At 46.3% G+C, this 18,738-nt stretch carries 19 protein-coding genes; 10 read left to right on the top strand and 9 right to left on the bottom strand.

Annotated elements, in window-relative coordinates:
- Window positions 1–5: 5 nt before the first annotated feature.
- From JAO78_RS13430 to tkt, 5 genes are all read right to left on the bottom strand, one after another.
- Window positions 6–776 carry a DUF3450 domain-containing protein gene (locus JAO78_RS13430; protein ID WP_226751873.1) on the bottom strand — a complete coding sequence of 257 codons (771 nt, stop codon included), beginning with the start codon at window positions 774–776 and terminating at the stop codon, window positions 6–8.
- A gap of 244 nt (window positions 777–1,020) precedes the next feature.
- A complete protein-coding gene (gene fba, locus JAO78_RS13425) occupies window positions 1,021–2,085 on the bottom strand; it encodes a class II fructose-bisphosphate aldolase (RefSeq protein ID WP_226751872.1) in 1,065 nt (354 codons plus the stop codon).
- Between the two features lie 56 nt (window positions 2,086–2,141).
- On the bottom strand, window positions 2,142–3,320 hold the full coding sequence (locus JAO78_RS13420) for a phosphoglycerate kinase (RefSeq protein WP_226751871.1): 1,179 nt from the start codon (window positions 3,318–3,320) through the stop codon (window positions 2,142–2,144).
- Between the two features lie 22 nt (window positions 3,321–3,342).
- Window positions 3,343–4,350, bottom strand: a complete 1,008-nt coding sequence (epd, locus tag JAO78_RS13415; protein ID WP_226751870.1) for an erythrose-4-phosphate dehydrogenase — start codon at window positions 4,348–4,350, stop codon at window positions 3,343–3,345.
- Between the two features lie 200 nt (window positions 4,351–4,550).
- Window positions 4,551–6,548 carry a transketolase gene (gene tkt / locus JAO78_RS13410; RefSeq protein ID WP_226751869.1) on the bottom strand — a complete coding sequence of 666 codons (1,998 nt, stop codon included), beginning with the start codon at window positions 6,546–6,548 and terminating at the stop codon, window positions 4,551–4,553.
- Between the two features lie 362 nt (window positions 6,549–6,910).
- Here tkt and metK point away from each other — a divergent pair, with 362 nt between their 5' ends.
- The 7 genes from metK to JAO78_RS13375 all read left to right on the top strand — a co-directional run bounded on the left by metK (window position 6,911) and on the right by JAO78_RS13375 (window position 12,883).
- On the top strand, window positions 6,911–8,059 hold the full coding sequence (metK, locus tag JAO78_RS13405; protein WP_226751868.1) for a methionine adenosyltransferase: 1,149 nt from the start codon (window positions 6,911–6,913) through the stop codon (window positions 8,057–8,059).
- A 187-nt stretch (window positions 8,060–8,246) separates the two neighbouring features.
- On the top strand, window positions 8,247–9,827 hold the full coding sequence (locus JAO78_RS13400; protein ID WP_226751867.1) for an AbgT family transporter: 1,581 nt from the start codon (window positions 8,247–8,249) through the stop codon (window positions 9,825–9,827).
- 105 nt (window positions 9,828–9,932) lie between these two features.
- Window positions 9,933–10,661, top strand: a complete 729-nt coding sequence (gene rsmE / locus JAO78_RS13395; RefSeq protein WP_226751866.1) for a 16S rRNA (uracil(1498)-N(3))-methyltransferase — start codon at window positions 9,933–9,935, stop codon at window positions 10,659–10,661.
- An 11-nt stretch (window positions 10,662–10,672) separates the two neighbouring features.
- Window positions 10,673–11,635 (top strand): glutathione synthase, encoded by a 963-nt coding sequence (gene gshB / locus JAO78_RS13390; protein WP_226751865.1) that lies wholly within the window; start codon window positions 10,673–10,675, stop codon window positions 11,633–11,635.
- 18 nt (window positions 11,636–11,653) lie between these two features.
- Window positions 11,654–12,211: a YqgE/AlgH family protein gene (locus tag JAO78_RS13385; RefSeq protein ID WP_226751864.1), complete on the top strand. Its 558-nt coding sequence runs from the start codon at window positions 11,654–11,656 to the stop codon at window positions 12,209–12,211.
- Complete coding sequence (gene ruvX, locus JAO78_RS13380) at window positions 12,211–12,630, top strand: Holliday junction resolvase RuvX (RefSeq protein WP_226751863.1); 420 nt, start codon at window positions 12,211–12,213, stop codon at window positions 12,628–12,630. The genes JAO78_RS13385 and ruvX overlap by 1 nt, the downstream gene beginning before the upstream one ends.
- Entirely contained in the window at window positions 12,614–12,883 is a 270-nt protein-coding gene (locus JAO78_RS13375) for a DUF1653 domain-containing protein (protein ID WP_226751862.1), read from the top strand. The genes ruvX and JAO78_RS13375 overlap by 17 nt, the downstream gene beginning before the upstream one ends.
- 54 nt (window positions 12,884–12,937) lie before the next feature.
- Here the strand turns inward: JAO78_RS13375 and JAO78_RS13370 are convergent, their stop codons facing one another.
- Window positions 12,938–13,810, bottom strand: coding sequence for a tRNA/rRNA methyltransferase (locus tag JAO78_RS13370; RefSeq protein WP_226751861.1), 873 nt, complete (start codon window positions 13,808–13,810; stop codon window positions 12,938–12,940).
- Between the two features lie 212 nt (window positions 13,811–14,022).
- On the opposite strand from JAO78_RS13370, the gene JAO78_RS13365 reads away from it, so the two are divergent.
- A complete protein-coding gene (locus JAO78_RS13365; RefSeq protein ID WP_226751860.1) occupies window positions 14,023–14,862 on the top strand; it encodes a 23S rRNA (adenine(2030)-N(6))-methyltransferase RlmJ in 840 nt (279 codons plus the stop codon).
- A gap of 2 nt (window positions 14,863–14,864) precedes the next feature.
- Window positions 14,865–15,644 (top strand): S1/P1 nuclease, encoded by a 780-nt coding sequence (locus JAO78_RS13360; RefSeq protein ID WP_226751859.1) that lies wholly within the window; start codon window positions 14,865–14,867, stop codon window positions 15,642–15,644.
- Window positions 15,645–15,670: 26 nt separating this feature from the next.
- Here the strand turns inward: JAO78_RS13360 and JAO78_RS13355 are convergent, their stop codons facing one another.
- On the bottom strand, window positions 15,671–16,216 hold the full coding sequence (locus JAO78_RS13355) for a hydrolase (protein ID WP_226751858.1): 546 nt from the start codon (window positions 16,214–16,216) through the stop codon (window positions 15,671–15,673).
- Window positions 16,217–16,270: 54 nt separating this feature from the next.
- Entirely contained in the window at window positions 16,271–16,594 is a 324-nt protein-coding gene (locus tag JAO78_RS13350; RefSeq protein ID WP_226751857.1) for a DUF440 family protein, read from the bottom strand.
- A 93-nt stretch (window positions 16,595–16,687) separates the two neighbouring features.
- Between JAO78_RS13350 and rlmA the strand changes: the two genes are divergently transcribed.
- Window positions 16,688–17,491, top strand: coding sequence for a 23S rRNA (guanine(745)-N(1))-methyltransferase (gene rlmA / locus JAO78_RS13345; RefSeq protein WP_226751856.1), 804 nt, complete (start codon window positions 16,688–16,690; stop codon window positions 17,489–17,491).
- Here the strand turns inward: rlmA and JAO78_RS13340 are convergent.
- Window positions 17,488–18,684, bottom strand: coding sequence for a serine hydrolase domain-containing protein (locus JAO78_RS13340; protein WP_226751855.1), 1,197 nt, complete (start codon window positions 18,682–18,684; stop codon window positions 17,488–17,490). The two genes, rlmA and JAO78_RS13340, sit on opposite strands and share 4 nt — an antisense overlap.
- Window positions 18,685–18,738 lie beyond the last annotated feature (54 nt).

The following is an 18,738-nucleotide window of genomic DNA, read 5'->3' as shown; positions in this document are numbered from 1 at the left end:
TATTCTTACTCCGCTGCGAAAAGTGGTACACGATCCATTTCAAGCGTGGCTTCACGACGAGCCATCTTGATAAAGTTACCTACTGAAGGTAAATAGGAAGCGTCTAATGAAACCCACTCGCCAGTGCTCTTATTGAACACCCAACCAGCGCTGCCATCTAAAGCGATTGCCATTAAAGATAAACGGCCTAAGTGAACGTAATCAACAGTAATTTCGCTACCGCCAGTGGTTAACGTGCCTTGGAAAGCGGCTAACTCGCTACCGTAACCCATTTCAATTTCATAGGCTTCTAGGATTTGACGGAATTGCTCTGAACGTTGTACGTCTGAGCGAGCCATCAATTCACGTAACCGCTCAATACGCTCTAAACGACGTTCAGTACGCAGTGGAATATCGGCTTTGATGAATTGCTCTAAAGAATCGATCATGCGGAACATGAGCGGTACTGTACCTTGGTTAGTTCTCTCAAGGCCATCAATCTGGCGTTGCACAGAGTTGATTTGACGTTGTTGGTCAGCAACTAAGGTAGCTAAGAAATCGTTGTATACTTTTAAATTGTCTGTTTGGTCAACAACTACACGGTACTCACCTAACAATTCCTGAGCTTGCTCATAAATTGTGTTGATTTTCTCTTGTGACTGAACAGCAGCACGTTGAATTTGATTATTTGCTTGATGAAGATCTTTTAAGTCTGTTGCTGCAGCTGAACCAGCCAGCGCGAAGCTGCCTGCCAACGCAGAGGCCACAAGACTCATATGAGTTTTTTTATTAAACATAGTTCCCAACCAATGATTGCTGATTAACGTAACCTGATGTTGTAAGGGTCGCCGTTTAAAACGACAGCAGACCCTCGTTTTAGAGGGTAAACCAACCGCATCATTACAGGTAAAAAGTAAGATGTCAACTGACAGACGCCCCTGAAACACCTGTATTTATGCGGGTTTTGTATGGTTTAACACCATTTTCTGAGTACCGATAAACTCATTATTAATTTTTTTTAACTCTTATTAATAACTCTGCTTATTTTATATGCGGCACTAATTTGCCCGCCGTATACAAATCTACCATAGCATCTAAAGATATTGGCTTAATTTTACTACCTTGGCCAGCACAGCCGAATGCCTCATAACGTGCAATACAGATATCAGACATCGCCTTCACGGACTCTTGTAAATACTTTCGAGGATCAAATTCTGCAGGATGCTTTGCCATATAACGACGAATAGCACCTGTAGAGGCTAAGCGCAAATCAGTATCGATGTTAATTTTACGCACACCAAATTTGATTCCCTGTTGGATCTGTTCAACCGGAACGCCATAGGTTTCAGGAATAGCACCGCCATATTCATTAATAATCTCCAACCAGTCTTGCGGCACTGAAGAAGAGCCATGCATAACAAGGTGGGTATTTGGAATACGTTGATGGATCGCTTTAATCCGGTCAATCGCCAGAATGTCGTCTGTTGGTGGCCGACTAAACTTATAGGCCCCATGAGATGTACCACAAGCAATGGCTAAGGCATCAACATGTGTTTCGCGAACAAACTGTGCGGCTTCTTCCGGATCGGTAAGCATTTGATCATGCGTTAGTTTACCAACGGCACCAATGCCATCCTCTTCACCCGCGTCGCCAGTTTCAAGCGAGCCCAAACAACCTAACTCGCCCTCTACTGATACACCACAAGCATGCGCTATTTCAACAACTTTGCGCGTTATATTCACATTGTAAGCATAGTCAGTCGGTGTTTTACCGTCCTCCGCTAGCGAACCATCCATCATGACAGATGAAAAGCCTAACTGAATTGAGCGTTGACAAATACCTAAAGAGGTACCGTGATCTTGATGCATCACAACCGGCACATGTGGAAACTCTTCCACCGCAGCTAAAATTAAGTGACGCAAGAAAGGTGCGCCAGCGTATTTCCGCGCGCCTGCTGATGCTTGCACGATAACCGGACTATCGGTTTTCTCAGCTGCCAGCATAATAGCGCGCATTTGCTCCAGATTATTCACGTTAAATGCTGGGATGCCGTAACCAAATTCGGCGGCGTGATCCAGCATTTGCCGTAATGATATCAGTGCCATGAGTTCCTCTCTTTTTGTGTTAGGTACAGTAGTAAGATTTTAGTTTTGTTATTTTGTTATTTTTTTGCACGTTCTTCTAAAATGGCGACCGCGGGTAAAGTTTTACCTTCTAAAAACTCTAAAAAGGCACCACCACCGGTTGAAATATAAGAAATATCTGCCGCTACACCATATTTATCAATTGCAGCTAAGGTATCACCTCCACCTGCAATAGAAAACGCTGAGCTTTCTGCAATAGCGCGAGCTAAAGCTTCAGTACCTGCGCCAAACTGCGCAAATTCGAATACCCCAACAGGACCATTCCAGACTATCGTGCCGGCTTGTTTTAGTATAGCGGTAAGTTCTGCAATGCTGTCTGGTCCGATATCAAAGATCATGTCATCGTGGTTAACTGTAGCAACCGGTTTTAAAACCGCTACTGTGTCAGCACTAAAGGCGCTACCCACCACGACATCTGTGGGTACAGGAATGTTGCCACCGCGCGCTTTTGCTTGCGCCATCAAGCGCTGCGCTTCTGGGATTAAATCATTTTCACATAACGATTTACCGACATTATGGCCATTTGCGGCAATAAAGGTATTGGCAATACCACCACCGACAATCAGTTGGTCCACAATATTGGATAAAGATTCAAGCACCGTGAGTTTAGTTGACACTTTAGAACCACCGACAATAGCCACCAATGGTCGTTTCGGATTCTTCAGCGCTGCGGCTAAGGCATCTAATTCAGCGGTGAGCAAAGGGCCCGCACAGGCAACAGGTGCGTACTTAGCCACACCGTGAGTAGACGCTTGTGCGCGGTGCGCAGTACCGAAAGCGTCCATCACAAACACATCACATAATGCCGCTAACTTTTTTGCCAACTCGTCATTGTTTTTGCCTTCGCCTTTGTTAAAGCGCACGTTTTCAAAAACCACCACTTCACCAGCGTTAACCTCGATCCCCTCGAGATAATCGGCTACTAACCGCACAGGAACAGTAAGAGCTTTTGCTAAATAATCAGCCACAGGTTGCATTGATGATGCGCTGTCAAAGACGCCTTCTTCAGGTCGGCCTAAATGCGACATCACCATCACTTTGGCGCCCTTGCTTAACGCTAACTCGATGGTTGGCATTGCCGCTCTTAAGCGTGCATCAGAGGTAACAACCCCCTCACTAACAGGGACATTTAAATCTTCGCGGATTAACACTCTTTTACCGCTAAGATCCAGTTCGGACATGCGAATTACTGACATTTTATTCTCCATTGCAAAAAGCTTACCCTGCCATAGCTCTGGCGGTATCCAACATACGATTGGCAAAACCCCATTCGTTATCGCACCAAACTAGACACTTAACTAATCGTTTATGACTAACCCGCGTTTGCGAGCCATCAACAATACAGGAATGTGGATCATGATTAAAATCGACAGAAACCAAAGGCTCTTCAGTATAATCTAGGATACCGCGCAATGCTTGTTGGCTGGCTTCGCGTAACACCCGATTAATATCATGAATACTGACATCGTGATCTAAAGTCACGCTTAAATCCATTGCCGTGACATTTAACGTAGGCACCCGCACTGCAATGGCTTCAAAACGGCCGGCCAAGTGTGGCATGATGCGTTCGATACCCAAGGCTAATTTGGTATCCACCGGTATAATCGATTGACTGGCCGCTCTCGTGCGGCGTAGATCGGGATGATAAGCATCGATTACTTGTTGATCATTCATCGAGGCATGAATCGTTGTGATGGTACCGCTTTCCACACCAAAATGCTGATCGAGCACCTGAATCACCGGCACGATACAATTGGTAGTGCAAGAACCGGCTGAAATAACTTGCATGCTCGATTCGAGTAAATGCTGATTAATACCAAATATAATAGTGGCATCAATGTCAGCTGCCGCGGGATGTGAAAATAACACTTGCTTGGCACCCGCATCGAGATGCCACTGTGCGTGCTCTCGCGTAGAAAAAATGCCGGTGCATTCCAGTACCACATCTACTGCTAATTCGCGCCAGGGTAATTCCAGCGGATCGGCCTCTGCAAACAGGGCAATATTATCGCCAGCCACCGTTATCCCACCCGGAAACGATTGCACAGCATAACCAAATCGACCATGCGAGCTGTCATACTTTAATAAATGTGCGACACCAGCTGCGTCGGCCAATTCATTAATCGCGACGACTTGAAATTGCTGTTGCCAGCCATTTTCATAAATAGCACGTAAGATATTGCGTCCAATACGGCCAAAGCCATTTATTGCCAGTTTTATTGCCATAAACGTAACTGCAAGAACCTTATCTGCGGGTAATACTGTGCACCTAACGCGCCGTGCTAATATGAAATGAAGCAGAGTGATGATGCAATTCATCACCACTTTACCTCATGCATCCTTGCTGGCGTAACGAGGCATTGTTGGCCCCATTAGCGTTGAAATGAACAGCACAGACTCAATAAGAGCCGTTATAAAAGCTTAACTTAACTCAGTAATTGCTGAGCAGCCTCAAGTACTTTTTCGGTAGTAATACCAAAGTGAGCAAATAATTGCTCTGCCGGTGCTGACTCACCAAAAGAGTTCATACCAATGATGGCACCGTTCAAACCCACATACTTATACCATGTATCTGTAATGCCCGCTTCTACCGCAACACGTTTGGTCACGGCTTTTGGCAAAACGGCTTCACGATATGTAGCATCTTGTTGCTCAAACACATCAGTAGATGGCATGGAAACAACTCGTACCGCTTTTCCGTCAGCTTGTAATTGTTTTGCTGCTTGCATAGCCAGTTCTACTTCTGAACCTGTGGCAATAAAAATCAGTTCAGGTGCATCAGTGCTATCTAATAGCACATAACCACCACGTTTAATCGCGTCTAATTGCTCAGCATTACGGGTTTGTTGCACCAAGTTTTGACGCGTAAAAATCAGGCTGCTTGGTCCTTCAGTTCGCTCAATAGCTTGTTGCCAAGCCACCGCTGATTCAACTTGGTCACAAGGACGCCAATTCATTAAATTAGGGGTAACACGTAAGCTGGCCAGTTGCTCTACCGGTTGGTGTGTTGGACCATCTTCACCTAAACCAATCGAGTCGTGCGTATAAACAAAAATAACCCGTTGCTTCATTAGTGCGGCCATGCGCACGGCATTGCGTGCATATTCCATAAACATTAAGAAAGTCGCACCATATGGTACAAAGCCGCCATGCAAGGCAATACCATTCATCATGGCTGACATACCAAACTCACGCACGCCGTAATAAACATAATTACCGCTGGCATCCTTGGCAGTCAGAGGCTTACTGCCCGACCAAATAGTCAGGTTAGAACCGGCTAAATCAGCCGAACCGCCCATAAACTCAGGCAATAAGGGGCCAAAATTATTTAGTGCATTTTGCGATGCTTTGCGCGTGGCAATCGTTGCCGGGTTAGCTTGTAGCTTGGCGATATAGGCCTGGCTTTGCTCAGCCCAATTTGCCGGTAATGCACCGCTACTACGACGTAAAAACTCCGCAGCTAAAGCGGGGTGAGCGGCTTGATAGCTAGCAAAAAGCTGTTGCCACTTAGCTTCTGCTTGTTGGCCAGTGGCTTTCGCATCCCAATCTGCATAAATATCAGCAGGAATATCAAAAGGCGCATGTGGCCATTGTAAAAAGGCGCGAGCAGCGGCAATTTCGGCATCGCCCAGCGGTGCACCATGACAATCATGGCTACCACCTTTATTTGGTGAACCATAACCAATCACCGTTTTACAACAAATCAAGGTAGGCTTATCGGTAACCGCACGCGCTTGCTCAATGGCCGCTTTTACTGCTTCAGGATCATGCCCATCGACATTCGGCACAACGTGCCAGCCATAGGCCTCAAAGCGTGCTGGAGTATTATCAGTAAACCAGCCTTCAACGTGGCCATCGATAGAGATACCGTTATCATCCCAAAAGGCTATCAGCTTACCTAAGCCTAAAGTACCCGCTAAAGAACAGGCCTCATGCGAAATGCCTTCCATCAAGCAGCCATCGCCTAAGAACACGTAAGTAAAGTGATCAACGATATCAAAACCTGGCTGATTAAATTGTGCGGCTAAGGCTTTTTCTGCTAAAGCCATACCTACGGCGTTGGTAATACCCTGCCCTAATGGACCCGTAGTGGTTTCTACACCGGGGGCATAACCGTATTCTGGGTGACCCGGGGTTTTAGAGTGTAATTGACGAAATTGTTTTAGATCGTCAATGCTTAATTGATAACCACTAAGATGTAGTAAAGAATAAATCAGCATTGAGCCATGGCCGTTTGATAACACAAAGCGATCACGATCAGCCCAATTTGGATTGGTTGGGTTATGCTTCAAGTAATCTCGCCAGAGTACTTCGGCAATATCTGCCATGCCCATGGGTGCACCTGGGTGGCCCGATTTAGCTTGTTGTACCGCATCCATGCTGAGTGCACGGATAGCATTAGCAAGTTGTTTACGAGATGGCATGTTTACTCCTGAAAATTGGGCGCAAGGCAAGTTAAGCGCCTAGCTTGCTGCTTAAATTACCACTATTTTCACTCAGCTGCCGGCAGATGGCAAATGTTAATCTTGCTAGATGCCTTTATTTCCTTGGCATCTGATCTAAAAACAGCGCCTGGCGTAATTGACGGAAAGAAAGACGTCTGGGCGTCAAATATTACTGGTAATTACCCGCAATTTTCACTAAAATTAGCGGCTATTTTTTTGGCGCCCATCACTTTGCAACCTGCACTGGCATTGCTTGCCGGTACAAGCTTTTGCAAATAGGCGTAATTTTAGACAGGCGCTTTGGCGCATTCCGCATTAACCAACGTGGTGGAAAACAACTAATGGCACAACATATTTTCACGTCTGAGTCAGTTTCTGAAGGACATCCGGATAAAATTGCCGATCAGATTTCAGACGCAGTGCTGGATGCAATATTAGAACAAGACAGTAAAGCACGTGTTGCGTGTGAAACTTTCGTTAAAACCGGTATGGTGCTTGTGGGTGGTGAAATCACTACTTCAGCTTGGGTTGATATCGAAGAGATCGTTCGCAAAACCGTGCGTGAAATTGGTTATACCCATTCAGACATGGGCTTTGATGCTGACTCTTGCGCAGTGTTAAACGCAATTGGTAAACAATCTCCTGACATCAACCAAGGTGTTGACCGTGCCGATCCAAGCGAGCAAGGCGCAGGTGACCAAGGTTTAATGTTTGGCTATGCAAGCAACGAAACCGACGTTTTGATGCCTGCTCCTATTACTTATTCGCACCGTTTAGTACAGCGTCAGGCGCAAGTACGTAAAGACGGTACCTTACCGTGGTTACGTCCCGATGCGAAATCGCAGTTAAGCTTCATTTATGAAGACGGTAAGCCCATCGGTATTGATGCAGTAGTCTTGTCGACACAGCATTGTGACACCATCAGCACCGCTGATTTGCGTGAAGCCGTTATGGAAACCATTATCAAGCCAGTATTACCGGCAGAATGGCTCACCAGCAAAACCAAATATTTTATTAACCCTACTGGCCGTTTCGTCATCGGCGGTCCGATGGGCGACTGTGGTTTAACCGGTCGTAAAATCATCGTTGACTCTTACGGTGGTATGGCACGTCACGGTGGTGGCGCTTTCTCAGGTAAAGACCCATCAAAAGTTGACCGCTCAGCGGCTTACGCTGCACGTTATGTCGCGAAAAACTTAGTGGCTGCCGGCTTGGCCGAACGTCTTGAATTACAAGTGTCTTATGCCATCGGCGTAGCTGAACCAACTTCCATCAGCTTAGAAACCTTCGGTACTAGCAAACTGAGTGAAGATGAGTTAATTAAACTGGTGCGTGAACATTTCGATCTGCGCCCACATGGTTTAATTGAAATGTTGCAACTGGAAAGACCAATTTATCTGCCTACGGCCGCTTATGGTCATTTCGGCCGCAACGAGTTCCCGTGGGAACAAACCGATAAAGCCGAGTTACTGCGTCAGTACGCAAAATAAACAGTTGTTGTATAAAAACTAAAAAAAGGAGAGCTCAGCTCTCCTTTTTTCTTTTTTTAATGGCCGTTCAGCTGATTTGCCGCTTACCTGACGCTAACTTTTGTGTATGATTATTGGTTAGTTGTACCTTCCAGGGTCATTCACTGTAACAGTGAGTACACAATAAAAAATAAAAAAAGGATATGTTATGTCTGAACAAACCGCAGCCAATAACAATGGCTGGATGAATCGTGCGCTCAATACGATTGAAGTGGTGGGTAATAAATTGCCCGATCCTGCCGTATTATTTGCATTGTTAATGGTGATTGTTTGGGTAACCTCGTGGTTACTGTCGGGGGTGAGCTTTGATGAGCTGGACCCTCGCTCTGGTCAACAAATCGCCATAGTCAACTTGCTTTCGGGTGAAGCGTTAACGAACTTCACCTCCAATATAGTCAATACTTTTGTCACCTTCCCGCCGCTAGGTGTGGTACTGGTTGCTATGCTAGGTTTGGGCGTTGCCGAATATACCGGTTTTATTAATGCTGGCCTTCGCTCAATTTTATCCGTTACCCCGAAAATGCTACTGACCCCAGTACTTGTTGCGGTAGGTGTACTCAGTCACGTTGCGGTTGATGCAGGCTATGTGCTCGTGGTGCCGCTTGGCGCAGTGATATTTTATGCTGCAGGTCGTCATCCATTAGCTGGTATTGCTGCCGCCTTCGCGGGTGTATCCGGCGGCTTCTCAGCTACTTTCTTTGTGCCATCGAGCCTAGATCCGTTACTCGCCGGATTAACACAAACCTCAGCACAAATTCTTGACCCCAGCGTCACCATCAACCCGCTGAATAACTATTTCTTTACCACTGCGTCAACCTTTTTAATTATTGTCATTGGTTGGGTCTTGACGGATAAAGTAATTGAACCTCGCTTAAAAACAACTAAAGTTGATGGTGATACGTCACAAATGGTGACCATGGAAGCTTTATCGCCTAATGAATCTCGTGGTTTAAGAGCAGCAGGCTTGTCGATGTTAGCGGTTATCGCCTTACTTGCCTTAAGTATCGTGGTACCAGAACAAACACCTTGGGCAGCTAAACCAGAAGAGGTATTAGCCGGTGTAAACCCATTGCTTACTGCCGCCGCACCACTAATGAAATCGATTGTGACCATTATCTTTGTGTTCTTTTTAGTGCCAGGTATTGTATATGGTTATGTGTCTGGCTCGGTTAAAAATCACCGCGATGTGGTCAAGGGCATGAGCCATGCTATGAGCGGTATGGGCTATTACATTGTGATGGCATTTTTCTGTGCACTATTTTTATACGCTTTTAACCAATCTAATCTAGGTGTGTTACTCGCCGTAAAAGGCGCTAATGCTTTAAAGGCTATGGGCTTGCCTTTGAGTATGACGCTGGTGGGTATTGTATTCTTATCCGGCTTCGTCAATTTAGTGGTCGGTTCAGCATCGGCTAAATGGGCACTGATTGGCGCCATTATGGTGCCAATGCTGATGGAATTAGGCATTTCGCCTGACTTAACGCAAGCGGCTTATCGGGTAGGTGATTCTTCAACCAACATCATCACCCCACTGTTACCCTACTTCCCACTGATTGTAGTGTTCTGCCAAAAGTATGTTAAAAACAGTGGTATTGGTACCTTAGTCGCACTGATGCTGCCCTTCTCGGTTGTGATGCTTGTATTGTGGACGGCTTTCTTGCTTGGGTTCTGGGCATTAGATCTGCCACTGGGCTTTGGATCAACTTACGAATACGTGCCCGTGCGCTAAGCTGTTTACGGCCACTTTGCAAAACCGCTGTTCGCAGCGGTTTTTTATTTTGAACCCGCAGCTCAGGCTGCTAACATTAACGCTTTTAGCATCGGAACCGCCGGCATGCGTATACCTCGTATTTATACTCCTCAAACGTTGAGTGTTCATCAAACACTGCTGCTTGATGATGACGCAGCAAATCACGTGTCTCGCGTGTTACGCATGCAAACGGACCAAGCCATACAACTCTTTAATGGCGATGGTTTTAATTACAATAGCCACATTGTTGATGTTAGCAAAAAGCAAGTGCAGGTAAAGGTTGTGGCACAACAGGCTAACCCGGTTGAGTCACCGCTATCTATTCACTTAGGTCAGGGTATTTCCCGCGGCGATCGCATGGACTTCGCTATTCAAAAAGCCGTAGAGTTAGGTGTGACTGAAATTACCCCCCTGTTTACCGAACGTTGTGGCGTAAAACTAGATGGCGAACGATTGGCTAAACGTAACGAGCAATGGCAAAAAATTGCCATAAGTGCCTGTGAGCAAAGTGGTCGCAGTGTTGTGCCAAGGGTGCATCCGGCCATTTCTTTAGCGCAATGGCTGGCCCAACAAACAAAAGAATTAAAACTCACCTTAGATCCGCGCGCCAGCGCCACCATTAAAACATTAAGTCCAGCGCAAACAATTCGGCTGGTTATTGGCCCGGAAGGCGGCTTTACGGATGCCGAAGTCATCGCTACGGCCCAAGCCCAGTTTACGGGTATTCAGCTTGGACCGCGCATTTTACGAACAGAAACGGCTGCACTAACCGCCATTAGTGCCTTGCAATTGCAATTTGGCGATCTTGCCTAAGGTTAAATGTTATGACGATAAAACTGGGTATCGTGATGGACCCCATCAGCCAAATCAACATCAATAAAGATTCCAGCTTTGCCATGCTGCTGCAGGCGCAAAATCGTGGTTATGAAATTCATTATATGGAAATGGCCGACTTGTATTTATTACAAGGCCAAGCGCGTGCCCGTACGGTTACGCTGCGGGTACAACAAGATCAACATAGCTGGTATCAATTTGGTACAGAACAGGATATCGCCCTAAGCGAACTTGATGTGATCCTGATGCGTAAAGATCCACCGTTTGATACCGAATATATTTATGCCACTTACATGCTAGAGCGAGCAGAAGACTTGGGGACTTTGATCGTTAACAAGCCGCAAAGCCTGCGTGATGCCAATGAAAAACTCTACACCAGCTGGTTTAGTCAGTTTACGCCTAAAACCTTAGTCAGTCGTGATCCTTCGCGTTTAAAAGCCTTCTATAAAACTGAGCAGGATATTATTTTGAAGCCGTTAGATGGTATGGGCGGCGCATCGATCTTCCGCTTACAACCGGGCGATCCGAATATCAGTGTCATCATTGAAACGCTGACTGAACATGGCAGTCGTTACGCTATGGCACAACGTTTTATTCCAGAAATTACCCAAGGTGATAAACGAATATTGGTGATCGATGGTGAACCTGTGCCATACTGCTTAGCAAGGATCCCTGCTTCAGGGGAAACACGCGGCAATCTGGCCGCTGGTGGTCGAGGTGAAGCTCGAGCCTTGTCTGAAACCGATTGGCAAATCGCTAAAGCCATCGGTCCAACACTAAAAGCCAAAGGGTTAATCTTCGTCGGTCTAGATGTTATCGGCGATAAATTAACTGAAATCAATGTTACCAGTCCAACCTGTATTCGGGAAATCGAAGCCGCTTTTCCGATCAGTATTACCGGCATGTTGTTTGACGCCATTGAACAGCGCCTGGCAGCACGCTTAACGCCGTAATGATATCGCGGAGGTTGTATGCAAGGATTTCAGAACCATTTTCTCATTGCAATGCCTGCTTTGGACGATCCGATGTTCAAACGCAGTGTAACCTATGTTTGTGAGCACAATGATGAAGGCGCTATGGGTATTGTTATCAATCACCCTCTCCCGGTCAGCGTGGCGGATTTATTAAAACAACTCGAAATAACCTTTGATGCCGACAGCCCGGTGGCTAGTAGCCAAGTTTGTGCTGGAGGCCCAGTACAGAGTGATCGTGGCTTTGTATTGCATACCGCTAAACCGGGCTATCATAGCAGTATGCCATTGGAAAACGGCTTAATGGTCACGACCTCAAAAGATATTTTGATGGATTTAACCACCGCCGCTGCGCCAGAGAAGTTTATTTTGGCGCTGGGCTATGCCGGTTGGACCGCCGGCCAGTTAGAGCAAGAAATTGCAGATAATAGCTGGCTAGTAGTGCCTGCCGATAATCATATCATTTTTGATTTGATCCATGCTGAAAAATGGCAATCCGCAACCGCGGCCATTGGCATTAAACCTTGGCAATTAACCAACGAGGCTGGCCACGCTTAATGCAACATCGCACCATTTTATGTTTTGATTATGGCACCAAAAGTATCGGGGTCGCTGTCGGTTCAGAATTAACCGGCAGTGCTACCTTACTTCCTGCTTTAAAAGCGCGTGATGGCATTCCGGAATGGGAGCAGATTGAGCGCTTAATAAAAGACTGGCAGCCGCAGTTATTGTTAGTCGGTTTACCGCTTAATATGGACGGTACTGAGCAAGACTTTACTGTGCGAACACGTAAATTCGCCAACCGCCTCCATGGCCGCTTTGGTTTAGCCGTCGCGCTACATGATGAGCGTTTATCCACCGCAGATGCGCGCAGTAGACTATTTGCAGAAGGCGGTTACCGTAATCTGAGTAAAGACAAAGTAGACAGCCTGTCGGCACAAATCATTTTTGAGGGCTGGCATGAACAACAACACTAAGCCTGACTTGCCACAAGGCTATTATCAACACTACAAAGGGCGTTATTACCAAGTTGTTGACTTGGCTATGCATAGCGAAACCGCCGAATGGCTAGTGATCTATCGTGCGCTGTACGGCGATTTTGGCCTGTGGGCTCGCCCCGCCACCATGTTTAGTGAAAACGTTGATATTGCTGGCGAACTGATCCCGCGCTTTAGTTATGTTGGCTCAACCTTACCCAAAGCACTAAGCTCACTGGCGAATACGCCTTAATGATGGGTAACAGTGACGCTAATAATCTCGCTGTTACCCATACTACAACGCGCTCTAACTTCGTTGCCGATACCACTCACCCAGAATTAAGCTCGCGGCCACGCTCACATTAAGCGATTCCACTTTACCGGTGCCGGGTATTTGCAGCGCGATGTCCGCGTTTTTTGCGACATGTTGCGATACACCAAACATTTCTTCACCAAACACAATCACCACTTTGGCCGGTAATGGCGTGTTATATAACGAGCTGCCGCCATGGCTAGAGGTTGTAATAAGCGTATAACCTGCCTCTTTACAAAGCTTCAGCGCCAGTGGCAGATTGTCGCAACTTAAACCATCGACAAATTCCCCGCCGCCTTCAGCGGTGCGCAGCGCCGCGCCCGATTGTAATAACTCAGGCTGCTTCATAATAATGCCGCCCACGCCAAAATGGGCACAGCTGCGGGTAATAGCGCCTAAATTATGCGGATTACCTACACCATCTAACGCCAGCAAACAATCTTGTTTGCGGCCTTTCTGTTGTAAATAGTCAGCAAGTTTTTGCTGCGCTTTACGTTTTACCAGCAGCACTATGCCACCGTGATGGCCACTGCCGGCTACTTTTTCAAGATCGGCATCATCAACGATATGGTAGGCTTTTTTCGCTGCGGCTAAATACTTCATCATATCGGCAAACTTTGGTGCCAGCTGCGCCGATAAATACAAACGGATTACTGACTCTGGCCGTTGTTGAAACATGACCCGACAGGCATTCTCACCGTAAATTTTACCTTCGTTATCCAACACGGTTTTCAACGGCTTAGCGGTTTGCGGTTTTAATGCGGCTACCGGACGTTTTGCTTTATTTGCTGCTGATTTCGCGTTTTTCATCCAAGGCTTTTGCAACGGATCCGCTGCTTTGCCGCCTTTTGGCCGTTGTTGTGACATACCCATTCCCGTTTCTTTAGCATTTTGCTATCGCTTGCTGTATGCCGCAGATTTTAGCAGTTAGGCGCCGACAATACTTGGTTTTTTCTTGCACCGAGTCCGCGTGGGTCTGCTGCAAAGCGATTGCTATTAGTGCCATGGTTTTAACACTTGTTTTTTTAAGTTAACGCAGTATCCTTGGCGCCTTAAATGGCAAAGCAAGGCTCTTTTTTATGCTCAGTTATCGTCACAGCTACCATGCGGGTAATCACGCCGATGTGGTAAAACATCTTACCGAGGTAGCCATCTTAGACTACCTGCTAAAAAAAGATAAACCGCTGTGTTATCACGATACGCATGCCGGCGCGGGCCTGTATAGTTTGCAAAGCGAACACGCGCTAAAAACCGCTGAATACCAAGGCGGTATTGCTAAACTTTGGCAATACGAAGCGCAAAGCTCCTTATTAAAACGCTATATCGCGCTAATTAACCAACTTAACCCCGATTGCGAACTGGCTTTTTATCCGGGCTCGCCGAAAATTGCCGCGTTAATGCTGCGTAATGACGACCATATTCAAGCCACTGAACTGCATCCTACCGACTTTCCGGTGCTAAAAAGCCAATTTGTGCGCCGCCGTTATACGCGTATTGAAAATACCGATGCTTATGCCGGCTTTAAAGCGATGCTGCCGCCCTTGGTCAAGCGCGGTTTAGTGTTAATAGACCCGCCTTATGAGTTAAAAACCGAGTATCAAGACTTGGTTACAGGCTTACAAGAGGCCTATAAACGCTTTCCGCAAGCGACCTATGCCATTTGGTATCCGGTGATTGAACGCATCGCGGTTGAAGCCTTTATAAATAGCCTTGTTGCTACTGGCATTAAAAATCAGTTACGTATTGAGTTTAATTTACATGCCGATAGCCATGGGCATGGCATGACGGGCAGTGGTATGTTGGTGATTAACCCGCCTTACACCTTAGCTGAGGACATGCAAAGGGCGTTAAACGAAGTGCAACAACAGATCGGTGAAGCGGCCAGCCGCTTTAGTATTACTCAACTGGTTGGAGAATAAATATGCGCAGTTTTTTAGTGTTATGTGCACTGTTAATAAGCTTCAATAGCTTTGGTTTTGGTCGCACGGGGCATGCGCTGATCTGTAATATGAGCTTACAATTACTGTCGATACAAACCCAACAGCACGTGGCGAGCTTAGTTGCCGCCTCACCCCATACCGAATTCGCCAGTGCTTGCGCGTGGCCAGATGAAGTGCGCAGTGAAGAGGAATATCGTTGGAGTGCGCCCCATCACTATGTGAATATGCCGCGCCCAGAACAAGAAATTAAGCATGAACACTGCCCAGAACAAGGCTGTATTTTATCGGCTATCGCCGATATGCAGCAGCGTTTAACCGCAGATGCGACTGACTGGCAAGCCTTGTTATTTTTAGCGCATTATATTGGCGACTTACATCAGCCACTGCATGTCAGTTACGCCGATGATCTTGGCGGCAATCGCACTGCTGTGTATTTTTATAACCCAGAAACGCCGGCTAATTTACACGGCATTTGGGATAGCAGCATGCTGCACAAACTCGGTTATGACGAAGATTACCAGAGACAAGAATGGTTATTTTTGCAAATTAACCCAGAAAACACCGCTCTGTGGCAACAAGGCAGCGTGTTAGATTGGGCAAATGAATCTGCACGGTTAACCTTTGATATTTATCAGCATTATCGGCCAGGCATGTTAATTGACGACAGCTATTTAGCACAGTATCAAGCTAATTTAGAGCAACGTTTACAACAAGCTGCGGTGCGATTGGCGCTTTTGCTAGAACAGCTGCTCGGTCAATAAGGTTTTGCCTCAAAACGACCAAACGCTTATTTGATCCACCCTTTGCTAATTTGCCGGAACAACTCTGTTCCGGCGCGCTCTAGCCATTCAAAGGCTAACATTTCCTTGCTGATCACTACTGCACCGGCTTGTTGCATGCGACTAAGCGCCAACTGTTTGTTTTCAGGCGTACGCGAGCCGACTGCTTCGCTAACCAAATACACTTGATAGCCGGCAGCAAGTAAGTCTAGCACCGTTTGCAACACACAAACATGCGCTTCTGTGCCAAGCACCACCACTTGTGGCCGTTGCTGTGCGGCAACAGCCGCAACAATCTCGGGTTCACGCATAGCACTAAAATGAATTTTTTCATGCACCGCGCCACTAGGAAGTAACTCGAGCAATGAGGGGATAGTATGACCTAAACCAGCAGGATACTGTTCTGTCGCTATTACCGGCACGTCACATAAGCTGGCAATTTGTAACACCCAAGCGGCAGCCTGACTCAGCTGCGCCTGATCAGCAATAGCTGGAGCCAATTTGCTTTGGATATCAATCAGCAAAACCTGACTCTGTTGTACCTGCAATAACATAGAGACTCCTATACTAAACCCTTTGACTAAAACACCCTTACCGAATCATCCGTTTTATTGCCCACGCCACAACGCATGGCATAGGGTCTCATGCTTTTCGCGACTTAACAAAATACGGGCTAATACCAAGTCGGCACTGCCGTTCTCGCCCGTCACACCAATTTGCGCCTCGAAGTGCAGCTCCGGTTCAAGCTCTTGGTTGACCGTATCTAGCCAATCCGCACCTGGCACCACCAAATCGACATAGCCCCGTGCTTCATAATGCTGTTGATAAAACTGATAGTCTTCAGCAGATAGGTTATCGGCTGCTAATTCTTCAAATATATCAAAGGCATGGTCACATAATTCATCTAAAGACCACATTTCCAATTCTTGCATAGACCCCCCACATAATTTGCCGCAGTATACCAAGGCTTTGCGACGAAAGCTTGCCTACTGCTACAATAGCGTTTTTGCTATCTTGGTTTAACTATGTACCTGTGCCCACTGTGTCAACAAGCTTTAGTTCTGAATAATAAACAGTATCAGTGTGTCAATCGACATAGTTTTGATCAGGCCAAAGAAGGCTACGTTAACCTGTTGCCAGTACAGCAAAAAAACTCGCAAGATCCAGGTGATAATAAAGAGATGATGCAAGCCCGCCGCGCATTCTTGCAAGCCGATTGGTATCGGCCCATGGCCGAGCAAGTTGGCGCCACGTTACAACCGCTGCAAGTCACTACTCTGTTGGATCTGGGGTGCGGCGAAGGCTATTACAGTAACCTATTACAGCAACAATTAACTATTGAAGAACAGCATGGTATCGATATTTCAAAAAGTGCCATTCGCTCGGCAGCAAAACAGTATCCACAGGTTCACTTTGCGGTCGCTAGTGCCTATAGCTTGCCTTTTGCCGCAGGCTATTTTGATGCCATAGTGCGTATTTATGCGCCCTCTTTAGCCAGTGAGCTAAGCCGTGTGCTCAAAGTGGGTGGTCACTTACTTACCGTTACCCCCGCCCCTGAGCATTTGCTGCAACTTAAACAAGCGATTTATAGCGAAGTACGTTTGCACAGTGATGCCGTTACTGACATAACAGGTTTTCAGCATGTTGCAAGAGAACGGTTGAGTTTTCAGCTAACGCAGTTAACGGCAACCGATTTAATGCAGTTGATCACAATGGTGCCATTAGGTTGGAAGTTCAGTGCTGCAGTCAAAGCAGAATTACTGGCACAAGCGCCAGCAATTCAATGTGATTTCTATTTAGATTTATATCAGAAAGTTGCCAAGGCTTAACAGCTAGACGCTTTTTTTGTGCTGTTTTTCTCGGAAAGTTTGCAACCTGCCAGTAAACTGGCTTTGTCTTCTTTTTGCATTGCCGTAAACATGGTTGACCAAAAATGCGTGCTTAATTCTGCAACCACATTCGATTCCGCATTTAATAAAATCACTAAGCCCAACTCACGATCTTTAGAATACGCTAATTCGGCACGAAAGCCTTGAACCCAACCACCGTGATACACCAGTTGCTCTTGACCAAACTGATAAACGCGCCAGCCCAGGGCATAATGAGCATCGGTAATATGCTCACGCCACTGACGACGGCGCAGATCGCGAACTGTGCGAACACGCTTGTTCGTCATATATTGCAGTTGTTCGCTATTTAGCACCTCGGGGTTATAACCTAATTGCGCAATTAACCAATAGCCTAAATCGATAGCACTAGCATTGACCCCTGCAGCAGGTGCAAAACGATAGTAACTTTCGCTAACGGTACGTGGATACCATTTACCTTTAGCTTTCACATGGGGAATGGCGCGATTTTCAGTATCTAAAAACCCCTGATAGCCCACCGATGCCGTTGGCATATGCAGTGGTTCAAAAATATTCTGCCGTAGCAAACTGGCATAATCTTGCGAGGTCGATTGCTGCATAATGGGTTCAATTAAACTGAACAAGACATTTTGATAGCCATAACACTGGCCGGGTGTACACAGCGGATCTAACTTTTGAAATTGTGGTAAAATGCGTTCAGGCTGAAAATTAGCCTCAATCAGGTTGTCATAAGCATTGGCAATTACCCCAGTACTTTGCGACAGTAAATGTTCTACTTTTAATTTATTATTGAACGAACGCGTTTTAAACGAAAAATCAGGCAAATAGCGATTAACCGGATCATCCCATTTAAAATGACCTTGCGATGCAAGAATACTGGCTAACCCGCCGGCGAAGGTTTTAGAAACAGAAGCAATTCGAAATACCGTAAAAGCATCAACGGGTAGCTTGCTACCCACTTCACGTACACCAAAACCCTTAGCGCGGATAATCTTGTTTTTATAAACAATAGCATAGGCGGCACCAGGCACTTGCTGTTGCTGCACTTGTTCTTGAAAGAACTGGTCAAACTCTTTTAATAGTTCTGGCGAAGGCTCGGCAAAAACTGTAAAGCTAGCACCTAAACATAACAAACCGCATAACGCTTTTAGCAAAATAACCTCATCTACTACTGATCTACCGCTTCAGGGCAAATCAAGGGTTAGTCT

The organism is Alishewanella maricola, from assembly GCF_016343785.1.
GTDB classification, from domain to species: Bacteria; Pseudomonadota; Gammaproteobacteria; order Enterobacterales; family Alteromonadaceae; genus Alishewanella; species Alishewanella maricola.
Note: the sequence above shows the minus strand (reverse complement) of the source record. Positions and strands in the feature narration are given on the sequence as shown.